At 73.8% G+C, this 15,279-nt stretch carries 5 protein-coding genes; all 5 read right to left on the bottom strand.

Features of this window, described 5'->3' with window-relative positions:
* Positions 1–18: 18 nt before the first annotated feature.
* The 5 genes from HNR40_RS14370 to HNR40_RS14350 are packed head-to-tail and all read right to left on the bottom strand — an operon-like array spanning position 19 to position 14,993.
* Positions 19–798 (bottom strand): thioesterase II family protein, encoded by a 780-nt coding sequence (locus tag HNR40_RS14370; protein WP_184961238.1) that lies wholly within the window; start codon positions 796–798, stop codon positions 19–21.
* Positions 795–1,877 (bottom strand): Gfo/Idh/MocA family oxidoreductase, encoded by a 1,083-nt coding sequence (locus HNR40_RS14365; RefSeq protein ID WP_184961236.1) that lies wholly within the window; start codon positions 1,875–1,877, stop codon positions 795–797. Before HNR40_RS14365 ends, HNR40_RS14370 begins: the two co-directional genes overlap by 4 nt.
* Entirely contained in the window at positions 1,874–2,920 is a 1,047-nt protein-coding gene (locus HNR40_RS14360) for a saccharopine dehydrogenase NADP-binding domain-containing protein (RefSeq protein ID WP_184961234.1), read from the bottom strand. Before HNR40_RS14360 ends, HNR40_RS14365 begins: the two co-directional genes overlap by 4 nt.
* Complete coding sequence (locus HNR40_RS14355; RefSeq protein WP_184961232.1) at positions 2,917–8,403, bottom strand: non-ribosomal peptide synthetase; 5,487 nt, start codon at positions 8,401–8,403, stop codon at positions 2,917–2,919. Before HNR40_RS14355 ends, HNR40_RS14360 begins: the two co-directional genes overlap by 4 nt.
* The gene (locus HNR40_RS14350) at positions 8,400–14,993 is read right to left on the bottom strand and encodes a non-ribosomal peptide synthetase (protein ID WP_312896343.1); all 6,594 of its coding nucleotides are present in this window, start codon (positions 14,991–14,993) and stop codon (positions 8,400–8,402) included. The genes HNR40_RS14355 and HNR40_RS14350 overlap by 4 nt, the downstream gene beginning before the upstream one ends.
* Positions 14,994–15,279 lie beyond the last annotated feature (286 nt).

The following is a 15,279-nucleotide window of genomic DNA, read 5'->3' as shown; positions in this document are numbered from 1 at the left end:
TGTCTCCTCTCGTTGGGGTTACGGGGTCGAGGGCCAGCTGCCGGGCAGGCCGCAGAACTGCAGCACCTGCTCGACCAGCTCGCCCTCGTGGGGGACGAGGTAGAAGTGGCCGCCGGGGAAGGCCCAAAGCCGGAACGGGCCGGTCGTGCAGCCGTTCCAGGCGGCGGCCTCGTCGTGGTCTGCCTCGGGGTCGGCCGCGCCGACGGCGGCGCAGATCGGGGTCGCGATCGGCCCTGCCTCGTGCGGCCGGTAGGTCTCGATCAGCCGGTAGTCGGCTTCGAGCGTGGGCAGGATCAGCTCGCGCAGCGCGGGGTCGTCGAGGACCTCGTCGCTGGTGCCGCCGAGCCTGCGCAGGTCTTCCAGCAGTGCCCGCTCGCCGCCGAGGTGCACCTGCCCGGGGTGGGCCAGGTGCGGGGCGGGGCGGCCGGACACGACCAGGGCCGCGATCGGGCCGCCGAGCAGGGTCTCCAGGCGGCGGACCGTCTCGTGCGCGACGGCGGCGCCCATGCTGTGGCCGAACAGGGCCAGCGGCACCTCGCCCATCGGGGCCAGGGCGGCTGCGACCGGTCCGGCCAGCTCGTCCATGCTCGCCGCGTGGGGTTCGCGCAGGCGGTCCTGGCGGCCGGGGTACTGCACGCCGTACAGCTCGACGCCTTCGGGAAGGCGCGCGGCCCAGGTGCGGAAGAACCCGGCGGCGCCGCCGGCGTGCGGGAAGCAGACCAGGCGCAGCCTGGGCACCTCCTGGACGCGCAGCGGCCGCAGCCACTGCTCGCGCTGCCGGGTGGTCGTCGTGGTCATGCCGGTGAGTCCTCCAGTTCGGTACGGGCGGCCGCGATCAGCTCGGCGGCGGGCATCGGGCGGGGCGGCGGCCCCGACAGCCGCTCGGGGAACCCCAGGGAGGCGGCCATCGCCTGCCAGATCCCGCTGACCGACAGGTAGTACTGCCCCTCACGCAGCGGATCGATCCTGTCACCGGCGGCTTTCCACAGACCGCTGATCGCCCGGTGGGCCGCCGCGGGCCAGTGGGTCGCCAGGATTTCGCGGTAGCTGGGCGTCTGAGCTGGGCCGATGACGGTGGTGGCGGGCAGGTCGAGGCCGGGGTCGGCGGCGTCGGCGAATCTGGTGGTCTTTCTGGCTTCTTCCGGCAGGTGCGGCCGCGGCGACCACAGGACGGGCCCGTGGGTGCCGGTCAGCGTGAGCGTGCCGCCGTCCGCGCCGATGGTGATCCGGTGCAGCAGGTGGGCGTGGTTGTCGGGGTCGGCGGGGTGCAGCTGGTTCTGCACGCGCAGCGTGAACGGCATCCCGGCGAGGGTGCCGTCGATCGTGCGGAAGGGTCCCGAGCCGGTGGGCGCGGGCAGGTCGAAGGGGCGCAGCCCGCCCAGCGCCCGGCCCAGGATGTCGAACAGGTGGTAGGAGACCTGCACGCCGCAGGCCGCCTCGACGTAGAGCGGGCGCAGCGCGCGGGCGGCGGCGATGAAGCGCCGCACCGGCGGCAGGTGCACGTAGTGGCTGTTGACCTGGTACACGGTGTGGTGCTCGCGGGCGGCGCGCAGCAGCCCGGCCAGCTCGTCGCGCAGCAGCGGCCCTTCTTGCAGCACATGCACGCCGCGGGCCGTCAGCGCCGCCGCGACCTCGCTGGCCGGGCCGCCGTTCACCGCGCCGAGCAGCACGACGCAGGCCAGGTCGACGCCGTCCGGCACGTCCTCGACGCGGGTCCAGAGCGGCGCCCCCGCCTCCCGCGCGCAGGCGTGCGAACGTTCGCCGCCCTTGGCGAGAATGCCCGCGAGCCGGAACCCGGACCCGGGCGCGGTGATCGCGGCCAGGTGGATCCGGCCGAAGCCGGTCCCGCAGACCAGCACGCGCGGCTGCCCGTTCACAGGACCCCCTCCTCGACGACGGCTTCCTCGACGCTGGAGGTGACCCGCACGGCCGGGTCCGCGCGCAGCTCGTCCAGCATCCGCTCGGGGTCGAGCACCCAGGCGGCCTCGTGCGCGCCCGGCGGCACCCGCCCTTCGGCGAGCGCCCTGACCGCGCTGGCCGCCACGGCGGCGGTCAGCTCGTAGCTGTCGGCGGCGCGGGTGATCAGCGTCCTGCCGTCCAGGTCGAAGACGAGCTGGAAGTACGGCTCCCGCCCCACCGCGTCGAGCCGGGCGGCCAGCTCCAGGTCCCGCGCCGCCTGCCCAGGATCCCTGCCGGCGGCGCCCGCCAGGGCGCGCGGAGCGCGTTCACCGTCGAAGACGCCCCACCACTCGACCTCGGCCAGCCCGAGCTCGCGGGCCAGGCGGGCGCTCTCCCGGCTGAGGTAGGGGTAGGCGCTGACCCGGCCGGGGAAGTGCGGCAGGCGCACCCCGGCGAGCGGGCGCAGGGCGGCGCGCACCTCTCGGTGGCCGCGCCAGGCAGCCTGCGGGGTGGCGTACTCGCCGGTCAGGGAGGCGATGTAGTCGAGGGCGGCGGCCTTGGTGAAGTGGTCGAGTCCGCCGACGTGGGCGACGAGGCGGTGCGCCGCCGGGCCTGCCATCGCCCGGGGCAGCAGCGCGGACAAGCCCGGCATCATGCCCGCCGACAGCACGGCGGCGCGCGGCCCGCCGGGTGCCCGCAGGGCCAGGTCAGCGAGAAGGGCGAGGTCGAGCCGGTCGCCCGCGACGTCCACGTAGTGCGCTCCTGCGGCCAGCGCCGCCCTGGCCACGGTGTCGAGGACGGTCGCGGACGGCCCGGCGCAGTTGACCACCACCTCGCATCCGGCGCAGAACCGGGCCTGCGCGGCGGCGTCGGCCAGGTCCAGGGTGACGCGCTCGTCGTCCGGCCCGGCCTGGGCGCGCACGCGGGCGGGGTCCCGGCCGCCGAGCCGCAGCGGGCCGGGCAGCCGGCGGGTCAGGGCCCGGCCGACGGCGCCGTAGCATCCGGTCACGCCGATGGTCATGACTCCTCCAGCACGGCCGCCACCTCGTCCACGTGCGGCGGGCGCAGGCAGGTGAAGTGGTCTCCGGGGACGTCGGTGACGGTCAGCTCGCCCAGGCACAGCTCGCGCCAGAAGCCGGTCATGTCGTCGCGCAGCCATGGCAGGAAGCTCGTGCCGCCGCGCTGGCGCAGGAAGGCGATGTCTCCCGCGTACGGCTCCGGCTCGTGCGCGGCGACGGCCAGGAGGCTGTGCCGTACCACCTGGAAGGAGATGGCGACGTGCCGCTCGACGTCGGGGTCGGCGGTGCCGGAGGTGGCGGCGTGGCCGATCGCGGCCAGCCGCTCGGCCTGCGGGCGGGCGGCCTGGGCGCGGAAGGCGTCGGCGGCGGGGGCGAGGTCGCCGGTCAGCGCGGTGACCGAGCCGGCGGGCACGCGGCCGGGGTCCTCGCGCAGCAGGGCGGCGAAGACCTTGGCCATCAGGTCCTCGTCGGCGGGGTAGCCGGCCGCCGCCGGGTCCACGCCCATGACCTTGGCGAAGACGTACTCGGCCACGAGGTCGTCCTCGATGGTCCGGGGCAGGGTGTAGCTGCTGATCACGGTGAGGGCGCTGACGTCGGCGCCGGCCTCGGTCAGGTTCCTGGCGACCTCGGTGGCCAGGAGTCCGCCCATGCAGTAGCCGACGACGTGGAAGGAGTGCGCGCCGGTCTCCAGCAGGGTGCGGGCGTAGCTGGCGGCGCGGCGGGCGATCAGGCCGCGCGGGTCCTCGGCCAGGTAGGCGTCCACGTCGGTGATCGCGAGTCCGGCGAGCGGGCCGCCCTTGGCGGCCAGCAGCCGGGACAGCGCGCGGTAGGGGGTGAGGGTGCCGCTGCCCTCGTGCACGAGCACGCGCAGCGGCCCGTCGCCGGGCGGGTCGCCGCCGAGCGGGATCAGCGGCGTGCTCTCCGCGCGGACGCCGTCCTCGTCGGCTCCGCCGTGGCGCAGTCCGTCGGCGAGTGCGGCCACGGTGGGCTGGTGCAGGATGCGGCGGACCAGGTCGTCCCAGTGCGCCTCGGCCGCGGCCGGGACCCGTTCGCGCAGGGTGGCGGCCAGCTTGGCCACCACGAGCGAGTCGCCGCCGAGGTCGAAGAAGTCGTCGTCGCGGTTGACCGCGTCCACGCCGAGCACCTCGGCCCACACGCCGGCGAGCGCGCGTTCGAGGTCGTCGCGAGGCGGCCCGCCCGCCGACGCGCGGGTGGCGGCGGCGCGTGGCAGCCATGAGCGGAGCGTGGCGGTGTCGACCTTGCCGTTGGCGGTCAGCGGCAGCTCGTCGACGATCTGCAGGTGCGCCGGGATCATGTAGTCCGGCAGCCGCCTGGCCAGGTGCCCGGCCAGGCCCGCGACGTCCAGGGGCCGCCGGTCGGTCTTGAACTGGGCGGCGAAGACGTTCTGGCCGAGCGGGCCGGTCACGTCGCCGGGGCCGGGCAGGCAGACGGTCGCGCCGGCGCCCGCCTCCCGCAGCAGGCCGAGCCACTGGTCCCGGCCGAGGAAGGTCTGGTCGAGGCCCTGGCGCAGGTCCTCGTAGTCCCATTTGCGGGGGTCCTTGTCCGGCATCATGAACTCCATCGAGGTCATGATCTGGTAGCTGTCCTCGGTGGTCTCGATGAAGACGAGCCAGCCGCCGGGGCGCAGCATGCTTACCAGCCGGTCCAGCACGCGGCCGGCGTGGCGGGAGTTGTGCAGGACGTTGGCGCAGAGGATGACGTCGAAGTCGTTGGGCGCGTAGCCCTGGGCGCGGAAGTCCTCGTTGATGTCGAACAGGCCGTAACGCACCCAGGGAAGCTCGCCGAAGCGGTCGCGGGCCTCGTTGATGAAGAAGGACGAGACGTCGGTGAACAGGTAGTCCACGTCGTGCTCGGCCAGGGCCGGGATCGTCCGCGCGCTGGTGCCGCCGACGCCCGCCCCCGCCTCCAGCACGCGCAGGCGGCCGGGGTGCCCGGCGGCGATGCGGCGCAGGATCTCGACGGCGGCGTGGTTGACGTAGCGGCTGATGATGTTCTCCCGATAGGCGGCCTCGGAGATCTCCAGGCGGCCCTCGGGGAACAGCAGCGGCAGCGGGTCCATCTCGTCCCTGACCAGCTCGGGCAGGTGGGCGGTGCTGGTCCTGAAGTAGGCGATCAGCTCGGCCGGGTAGCTGTCCTCGCGTTGCAGCTCGCCGACCGCGCGCCAGGCGGCGTCCAGGTCGTCGGGACCGGCCGTGCGCAGGGCGGTGCGCAGGCCGGCCTGGCCTGGCTCGAGGTAGCCCTCGTGTTCCAGCACGCGCAGCCAGCGGCGGACCAGCCTGTGGTGCCGGGGCGCGGCCTCAAGGGCCTCGATGACCTGCTCGGTCGTGGCGGTGTCGCCCGCCTGCCGGAACAGGCCGCGGGTGGCGAGGGCGCGCATGATGCCGACGACGGCGGCCCGGTCCAGGCGGGCGATGAACTCGGTCAGCTCCTCTCGGGAGATGTGCGCGGTGTGCGGGTCCCCCGCGCGCGACCCGGCCGCGCGCAGCTCCTCCGCCGCCGCGTCCAGGTCCTCCGCCGTCCCGTCCGTGCTCTCCGCCGTCCCGTCCCTGGCCTCGGCCGACCCGGCCGTGCTCTTCGGGGTACGGCGGGCCGGCTCGGCGAAGGCGGCCAGGCGGCGCTCCATGCCGTCGCCGTCCACCAGCACGTGCGCGGCGGCGACCGCCGGGTGGTCCTGGACGGCGGCCTCGACCTCGGCCGGTTCGATCCGGTGGCCGCGGATCTTGACCTGCCGGTCCTCGCGGCCCAGGAACTCGATCAGCCCGTCCTCGCGGTAACGTCCCAGGTCGCCGGTGCGGTAGAGGCGTTCGCCGGTCGCGGGGTGGTGGACGAAGCGCTGGGCGGTCTTGTCCGGGTCGCCGAGGTAGCCGAGCGCGACGCCCGCGCCGCCGATGTACAACTCTCCCGCCACCCAGTCGGGGCAGGGGCGCATGGCCTGGTCGAGCACGTGGAAGGTCTGGTTGGCCAGCGGCCTGCCGTACGGGATGCTCGTCCAGCCGGGTTCCGGCTCGCCGATCGGGTGGAAGATCGACCAGATGGACGCCTCGGTGGCACCGCCGAGGCTGACCAGGTCGAGCCGCGGCAGGCGGGCGCGGATGGCCGGGGGCAGCGTGATCGGGATCCAGTCGCCGCTCAGCAGGGCCAGCCGCAGCGTCGGCAGGGCGGTCTCCGGCTGTGCGGCCAGGTAGTGCTCCAGCATCTGGAGCTGGGCGGGCACGGAGTTCCAGAGGGTCACGCCGTGCTCGGCGACCAGCCTGGCCCAGCGGGCCGGGTCGCCCCTGCCCGCGGCGCCCGGCAGCACCAGCGTGCCGCCCGCGGCCAGGACGCCGAAGACGTCGTAGACGGACAGGTCGAACCCGAGCGCCGCCAGGCCGAGGACGCGGTCGGACGGGGTGACCGAGAAGCGGCCGTTGATGTCGGCGACGGTGTTGAGCGCGGCCTCGTGGGAGATCATCACGCCCTTGGGGTCGCCGGTGGAGCCCGAGGTGTAGATGACGTAGGCCAGGTCGCCCGGTCTCGCCGCGCTCCGCGGCACCGGGGTGGTGGCGGGCGGCAGTGTGTCCACGTCGAGGTAGCGCACGCCTTCCGGGCGCTCGCCGAGCCACGACTGGGTCAGCACGGTGTCCACCCCGGCGTCGGCCAGGATGCGCGCGCGCCTGGCGGGCGGCTGGCCGGTGTCGACCGGCAGGTAGGCGGTTCCGGCCAGCAGCGTGCCGAGCGCGGCGACCACCTGTTCCCAGCCTTTGTCCATCAGGATCGCCACCGGCGCGCCGCCCGGGGTGAGGGTTTCGGCCACGGCGGTGGCTCGGGCGAGGAGCTCGCCGTACGTCAGCGTGCGGTCTTCCGCGATGACGGCGGGCGCGGCGGGGGCGGCGGCCGCGCGGGCGACGACCGGTTCGTGCAGCAGCCCGCCGGGGCGCGGGGCCGCGGTGGCGTTGGCGTGCGCCCGCCGCTCAGCCTGTACGGCAGGCAGCCCCACAGGCGAGGCCGACGCCCACGCGTCGTCGGAGGCGGCCAGGTCGGCCAGCAGTTCGCGCAGCGCCCCGAACAGGTCATCGGCCAGGCCGGCGGGAAGCACGCCGTCGCGCACGTCGGCCCTGACCTCCAGGGTCCCGTCCTCGACGAGGGCCTGGCAGTCGATCCACACCTGCGGCGTCTGACTCCTGCCGTACACCACTTCGCCCATGCCGTCGCCGGCCTCGCCGAGCCCGAGCGTGCTGGTGAAGACGACCGGCATGAGCGCGGCGTGACGACCCTTGACGCGGGCGATCTCGCGCATCACCTCCACTCCGGAGTGGAGCCGGTGGTCGAGGTCCTGCCAGAGCCGGTCCTGGAGCGCGGCGGCGCGGGCGGCGAAGGTGGGGTGGGCGGAGCCGTTCACCTCAAGGAGGCTGACCGTGGTGAAGTCGCCGACCAGCGCGTCGACCTGCGGGTGGAGGGGGCGGCGGTTGAGGAGGGTGAGGTTGAGGCAGAAGGCGGGCTGCCGGCTCCAGCGGCCGACGACCTCGGCGAAGGCGGCCATCACGGCGGTGGAGGGGGTGATCGCGTGCGCCGCTGACCGCTCGCGCAACGCCTGCCACTGTCCGGGCGTGAACCTGGCCCGGTGGCGGGTGAACGAGCCGCCCGCCTGGGATGCGTGGTCCTCGCGCAGGGGGAGTTCGGGCGCGCCCGGCAGGGTGTCGAGGCGGTCCTCCCAGTAGGCGCGGTCGGTCGCGTAGGCGGGGCCGTCGCGTTCGCCCCGGGTGGCGGCCACGTAGTCGCGGAAGGTGATCTCCAGGGGCGGCAGGTGCGCGGCCGGGTCCTGGTAGAGGGTGTTCAGCTCGGTGAGCAGGAGCTGGATGCTCATGTAGTCGGCGATGAGGAAGTCGACGGAGACGTGCAGCAGGTCGCGTCCGTCCGTGCGGGTGATCCGGAGCTCGAACAGCGGCCAGGCCGCCGGGTCGTAGACGCGGCTGTCCATGGCGGCTCTGACGGACGTCAGGTGTGCCTCGGTCTCGGCGGCGGGGCGGCCGGTGAGGTCGGTGGTCTCGATGCGGTAGCGGGGCCGGTCGGGGGCGGTGACCTGGTAGCCCTCGGGGTGGACGGTGGCGCGCAGCATGTCGTGGCGTTCGATCAGCCGGTTCCAGGCGTCCTCGACGCGGCCGGGGTCCAGGCCGGTGAAGGCGAGTTCGGCGTAGACCTGGCAGGCGGTGCCGCCGTAGTCGTAGGCGGCGCCCCGGCCGAGCAGGTAGGCGGCCTGGACGTCGGTGAGGGGGAACGGCTCGTGGCGGTTGTCCGGGTCGGCGCGGAGTTCGGGCTGGGCGGGGCGGCTCAGCTGCTCCAGCAACTCCTCCTTGTGGGCGGCCAGCAGGGCGCGCCGTTCCTCGGTGAGGACGCCCTTGGGGGCGCGGAAGCGCAACCGCCCCGATTCGGCCCACAGGTGGACGCCCTCCCGGGCCAGTTCGGCGATGAGCTGACCGGCAGTCATAGCGAGCCCTCCTCGAAGGCTGAGTCGTCGCGGTGGTCGATCAGGGCGGCGTGCTCGGCGATCGTCGGCCCGGCGAACAGCTCCCGCAGCGGGACTTCGACGCCGAACTCGATCCTGATCTCCTCGGCCAGGCGGGTGGCCAGGACGCTGTCGCCGCCGAGCGTCACGAAGTTCTGGTGCCTGCCGACGTCCGGCAGGTCGAGCAGGGATCGCCAGATGGCGGCGAGGGCCTGCTCTGTTGGGCCGTCAGGTGGGGCGTCGCGGCTCTGGCCGTCGGGTTCGCCGGCCAGCAGGGCGAGGGCGGCGCGGTCGACCTTGCCGTTCGCGCCGAGCGGGAGGTCGTCCAGCGGGGTGATCGTGGCGGGAACGGCGTAGGAGGGCAGGCGGTCGGCGAGCCGGTCGCGCAGGTCGTCGAGGTCGCCGGTGGGGACGACGAAGGCGGCCAGGTGGCGGTCCACCTTGGTGGCGACCGCGCGTTCGACGTTCGGGTGTGACCGAAGGGCGGCCTCGATCTCGCCGAGCTCGATCCGGTGTCCGCGGATCTTGACCTGGTGGTCGAGGCGGCCCAGGAACTCCAGGGTGCCGTCGGGCCAGTAGCGGCCCATGTCGCCGGTCCGGTACCAGCCGTTCACGAACTTCGCGCCGGTCGTCTCCGGGTCGCCGCGATATCCCTTGGCGACGCCCGCGCCGCCGATCCACAGCTCGCCCGCCACCCAGTCCGGGCAGTCCCGGCCCACGGAGTCGACGACGCGGAAGCACTGGTTCGCGAGGGGCTTGCCGTAGGGGACCGACGTCCACTCCGGCGGCACCTTGGCGGGGACCGGGCAGTAGTTGGACCAGATCGACGCCTCGGTGGCTCCGCCCAGGGCGATCAGCTCGCAGTCGGGGGCGGCGTGGCTGAGCCTCGCGGACAGGTCGAGCGGGACCCAGTCGCCGGACACCATGGCCAGGCGCAGGGAGCCCAGGCTGCCCCGATCGGCGGTGAGCAGCATGTCGAGCAGGGCCGGGACGGTGTTCCAGACGGTCACCTCATGCTCGGCGACCAAGGCGGCCCAGCGGGCGGCGTCCCGGCGCTCGTCCTCGCCGATCACAACCAGCGAACCCCCTGCCGACAGCAGGCCGAACACATCCCAGACCGACAGGTCGAAGTCGAGCGCCGACACCGCGAGCACCCGGTCGTCGGCGGTCACGCCGAAGCGCCGGTTGACGTCCAGGACCGTGTTCAGGGCGGCCCGATGGGAGATCTCGACGCCCTTCGGCTCACCCGTGGAACCCGAGGTGAAGATGACGTACGCGCTCGCCTCCGGGTCCACCTCGACCGGAGCCTCCAGCGGCGGGCCGGAGGGCAGGTCGGTGAGGGTCAGGCGGACCCCGGCCCGGCGGAGCATCCGCTCCCTGCGCAGCTTCGGCTGGTCGGCGCCGATGGGCACGTAGAGGGCTCCGGCCGCCAGCACGCCCAGGACCGCGGCCACCTGATCGGCGCCCTTGGGCAGGCAGACGGCCACGGCGTCGCCGGGCCGTACACCCTGCTCGACCAAGGAGCCCGCCACCCGCAGCGCCCGATCCGACAGCTCGCCATAGGAGAGGTCGGGCTGGATCGCGATCCGGGACGGATCGCGGCGGGCCCGGTCGAAGAAACGCGCGTGCAGGGTGCCCTCGGGCGGGGAGGTGGCGGTGTCGTTGGCGCCGGCGCGGGTGACGAGCTGCTCCGACGGGGTGAGGCAGGGGACGGCGGCGTCCCAGTCCTCGGTGGACAGGCGCTCCAGCATCCCGGCGAAGGCGGCGAACATGCCGTCCAGGACGCCGGGCGGGAAGAGGTCGTCGACGGCGTCCCAGTTGACGAGCAGGTCACCGTCGATCTCGACCACCTGGTGGTCCAGCCAGACCTGCGGCGTCTGCGAGACGCCCCAGAACGGGTCGGAGAACAGGGCGCCGGAGGGGGTGGCGTCCATGCCGAGCGTGCTGGTGAACACCACCGGCATCGCGGCGTCGGCCGCGCCGGTACGCCTGGCCAGCTCGCGCATCACCCACAGCGCGGAGACGTCGCTGTGCTCCAGATCGCGCACGACCCGGCGCTGCAGGCGGCGGGCGCTGTCCAGCCAGGTGCCGCCCGGCTCGTAGGCGACCAGGAGCAGCGAGGTGAAGTCGCCCAGGACGGTGTCGATGTCCGGATGCACCTCGCGGCGGTCGAACAGGGTCAGGTTGATCGTCATGTCGCGGCGGGCGCTCCACGCGCCGAGCGCCTCGGCGAACGTGGTGGCCAGCACCGTGGACGGGGTCAGGTCGTGCGCCCTGGCGGCGTCCTTCACGGCCTGCCACCGCTCGGCCGGCACGCAGGTCCGGCGGCGGGTGAAGCGCGGGCGGCCGATGCGCTCCGGCTCCTCGGCCAGCGGGAGCTGCGGGGCGGGCGGCAGTTCGGCGACCCGCTCCGACCAGTATTCCTGTGCCCGGCGCAGGGACTTCGGGCCCGGCTTGACGGTGAGCACGTAGTCGCGGAACGAGGGCCCGGCGGGCGGCAGCTCGGCGGCCGGGTCGTGGTAGAGCGTGTCCAGTTCGCGGAGGAGTGTCATGGTGCTGAGCGCGTCCAGGATGATGTTGTCGAAGCTGACGCCCAGCCGCGTGCGGCCCGCGCCGTAACGTACGGCCCGCACGTCGAACAGCGGCCACCGGGTGGCGTCGATGAGCTGGTGCGACATGTCCGCGCGCAGCCCGGCGAGCGCCTCGTCGGCGTCCTCGCCCGCCTCGGTGACCGCGATGGTGAAGCGGGGCGTCTCGGGCAGCACCCGCTGGGTGCCGTCGGGCAGGAACACCGCGCGCAGCATCGCGTGCCGCTCGACGAGCCGGTTCCAGGCCGTCTCCAGGCGGGGCAGGTCGAGGTCCTCCAGGTCGTACTCGGTGTAGAAGTGGCAGCCCACGCCGCCCAGCGCGAAGTCGTCGGTGCGGCCGAGCCAGTAGGCGCGTTGCACGTCGGTGGGCGGGAAGGGCTCGTACCGGTGCTCGGGGTCGGCGCGCAGCGCGGCCCGCTCGTCCTCCTCCTCCCCCGGCGTCAGGGTGGCGACGAAGGCGGCGAGCTCGGGATGGTCGAACAGGTTCGTGAGCCGCCCGCCGGACACGCCGCCCTCGCGCAGCCGGGTGATGAGGCGGGTGGCCAGCAGGCTGTCACCGCCCAGCGTGAAGAAGCTCTGGTCGCGGCCGACCGCGGGCAGTTCCAGCAGCTCGGCCCAGATGGCGGCGACGGCGCTCTCCACGCCCGGCCGCGGCGGCTCGAACGGCTCGTCGCGCTGCTCCTGGTCGGCGAGGATGCCTCGCACCACCGTCCTGTCGATCTTGCCGTTGGGGGTGAGCGGCAGGTCCCGCACGGGCACGATCCGGTCGGGGATCATGTACGGCGGAAGCCGCTCCGCCAGCCGGTCGGGCAGGTCGCCGAGGTCACCGGTGCTGACGACCACGGCGGCGAGGCGGCGCTCGATCTTGGTGGCCACGGCGCGGTCGACGTGGGGGTGGGCGAGCAGGGCGGCTTCGATCTCGCCCAGTTCGATCCGGTGTCCGCGGATCTTGACCTGGTGGTCGAGGCGGCCCAGGAACTCCAGGGTGCCGTCGGGCCAGTAGCGGCCCATGTCGCCGGTCCGGTACCAGCCGTTCACGAACTTCGCGCCGGTCGTCTCCGGGTCGCCGCGATATCCCTTGGCGACGCCCGCGCCGCCGATCCACAGCTCGCCCGCCACCCAGTCGGGGCAGTCGCGGCCGAGCCCGTCCACCACGCGGAAGCACTGGTTCGCGAGGGGCTTGCCGTAGGGGACCGAGACCCACTCCGGCGGCACTTCGGCGGGGACCGGGCAGTAGTTGGACCAGATCGACGCCTCGGTCGCCCCGCCCAGGGCGATCAGCTCGCACTCCGGGGCCTCGCTGGCGAGCCGGGCGGACAGGTCGAGCGGGACCCAGTCGCCGGACACCATCGCCAGGCGCAGCGAGGTGAGCGTGGACTCCGTGCCCGTGAGCAGCATGTCGAGCAGGGCCGGGACGGTGTTCCACACGGTCACCCCGTGCTCGGCCACCAGCGCGGCCCAGCGGGCGGCGTCGCGGCGCTCGTCCTCGCCGATCATGACGAGGGAGCCGCCTGCCGACAGCAGGCCGAACACGTCCCAGACCGACAGGTCGAAGTCGAGCGCCGACACCGCGAGCACCCGGTCGTCGGCGGTCACGCCGAAGCGCCGGTTGACGTCGAGCACCGTGTTCAGGGCGGCCTGATGGGAGATCTCGACGCCCTTCGGCTCACCCGTGGAACCCGAGGTGAAGATGACGTACGCGCTCGCCTCCGGGTCCACCTCGACCGGAGCCTCCAGCGGCGGGCCGGAGGGCAGGTCGGTGAGCAGGAGCCGGGCTCCGGCCCGGCGCAGGATCTGGTCGCGGCGGGCCGGCGGCTGGTCGACGCCTATCGGGACGTAGAGGGCTCCGGCGGCCAGCACGCCCAGGACGGCGGCCACCTGGTCAGGGCCCTTCGGCAGGCAGACGGCCACCGCGTCGCCGGGCCGTACACCCTGCTCGGCCAACGAACCCGCCACCCGCAGCGCCCGATCCGACAGCTCGCCATAGGAGAGGTCGGGCTGAATCGCGATCCGGGACGGATCGCGGCGGGCCCGGTCGAAGAAGCGCGCGTGCAGGGTGCCCTCGGGCAGGGGGGTCTCGGTCGTTTCCGGGGCGGGGCGGGCCGGGTGGGGCGGGGGTGCGGACCAGTCTTCGGTCAGGAGCCAGTCGATCAGGCGGTCGTAGGCGGCGGCCATGCCGTCCAGGACGCCGGGCGGGAAGAGGTCGTCGACGGCGTCCCAGTTGACCAGCAGGCCGCCGTCGACCTCGACCACCTGGTGGTCCAGCCAGACCTGCGGGGTCTGCGACAGCATCCAGCCGAGCGAGCCGAGGCTGCGCTGGACGTCCTCGGTGACCAGGTCGCCCATGCCCAGCGCGCTGGTGAACACCACCGGGGCGCTCACCTGGTCGTGCCGGCCGCCGCGGTTGAGGTCGCGCAGGACCTCGACGCCGGTGTAGGCCGAGTGCGCCACGTCCCGCTGGAATCGCGCCTGCAGCGAGGCGGCCCGCTCGGCGAACGTCTGCGGCTCCGACAGGTCCACCTCCAGCAGGATGAGGTTGCTGAAGTCGGCCACCATGTGCTCGACCTCGGGGTGCGGCAGGGCCCGGTCGAACAAGGGGGCGTTGAGCACGAACCGGGGCGAGGCGCTCCACGCGCCCACGACCTCGGCCAGCGCGGCGGCCAGCGTCATCGGCAGCGTGAGGCCATGGGCGCGGGCCCGCTCGGACAGGCGTTCCCGGTCGGCGGCGGTGATCCTGCGGTCGCGGCGGACCACCCGCACGCGCCCCAGCTTGCCTGGCTCCATGGCGAGCGGGAGGGCAGGGCCGGGCGGCAGTTCGGGCAGGCGTCCGGCCCAGTAGCGGCGGTCGGCCTCGCGGTCGGCGGCGCGCTGTCGCTCCTGCTCGGCGAGGTAGTCGGGGAAGCCGTAGGTCAGCGGGGGCGGGGTGGCGCCCTGGTAGAGCGAGGCCAGGTCCTCCAGGAGGATCTGGATGCTGCGTACGTCGGCGACGAGCAGGTCGATGTTGGCGTGGAGGCGGTGGGCGCCGTCCGGCAGCAGGGAGAGCGTCAGGTCGAGCACCTCGCCGCGCTCCACCTCCAGCCGGCGGTGCGACAGGCTTTCGCGCACCTCTCGCAGGCGGGCTTCGGTGTCCGCTTCTTCGCGCAGGTCGTGGACGGTGAGGCCGGGCCATGGGCTCTCCGGCAGGATCTGCTGGGTGGCGTCGTCGAGGAAGCGGGCGCGCAGCAGCTCATGCCGGTCGAACAGGGCGCGGGCGGCGCGCTCCAGGGCGTCCGGGTCCAGGCCGCGGCCGTCGAACTCGGCGTAGAAGTGGCAGCCGACTCCCCCGAGCACCTGACGGTCGCGACGGCCGAACCAGTAGGCGTGCTGCAGGGGCGTGAGCGCGAAGGGGGCGTGCCGGTCGGGCGGCCCGGTCTCTGGGGGCGGCGGTGCGACCGGACCGCCCGAGTTCAGGAGGGTGTGCCAGGAGGCGAGCGTCGGCGACTCCATCAGGTCGCCGAACTTGACCATGACGCCCTGGCGCTGCCAGTCGTTGGCGAGCTGCATGATCCGGATGGAGTCGGCGCCCAGCGCGATGAGATCCGCCTCCGGTCCCAGCTCCTCGGGCGCGACACCAAGCAACTCGCCCGCGGCCCGCGCGATCTCCTGCAGCCCAAGCTCCGGCCGGTCAGCCCGCAGTGGCCCCCGCCCGCTGATCTCCGGAACGTCCTGCTCATCCCACACAGCCGGTACGGCCAGCGTGTTCGTCTCCAGCACCGGTAGCGCTCCGCGCCTCAACCGGTTCACCAGCTCGGCCGTCTCCCCGGCCAGCGAGCCCGGGGCGAGCGTCACCACCGTTTCGGCCACCTCGCCGCAGGCGTCCAGGACGGCGGCCCGTACCCGCGTGGCCGACGGCGCGCGATCGCCGTCCACCTCCACCAGCAGCACCAGCCCACCACCGGGAACCGTCTGCACGGCACGGCAGGCCAGCCCGGTCAGCTCACTCACCGGCGCCTCTAGCTCAGGCGCGGAAAGCAGCCGATGCTGAAAAGGCAGACGTGTCGCTGTTTCCGTCATAGTCAACAACGCTGGCACGCGGCGTAAGCGCACGACAAATTCGAAACTTTCTTTGGGCACTCACTGACTAGCCGTTCAGTCATTAATTTAGCCTTACCTAACTACCCGGCCGGAAGCGCGTGTTCTGCGGCGAAAGAAATAACGTGCCCTTTCGGTGCGCCTCCAAAAGTCACCACCCCCTCTTTCGAGGTGCCCATCCGGGCACTTGCCCCTCCCT

This window comes from Nonomuraea endophytica, from assembly GCF_014203235.1.
GTDB lineage: Bacteria > Actinomycetota > Actinomycetes > Streptosporangiales > Streptosporangiaceae > Nonomuraea > Nonomuraea endophytica.
This window is presented reverse-complemented; position numbering and strand designations above follow the sequence as displayed.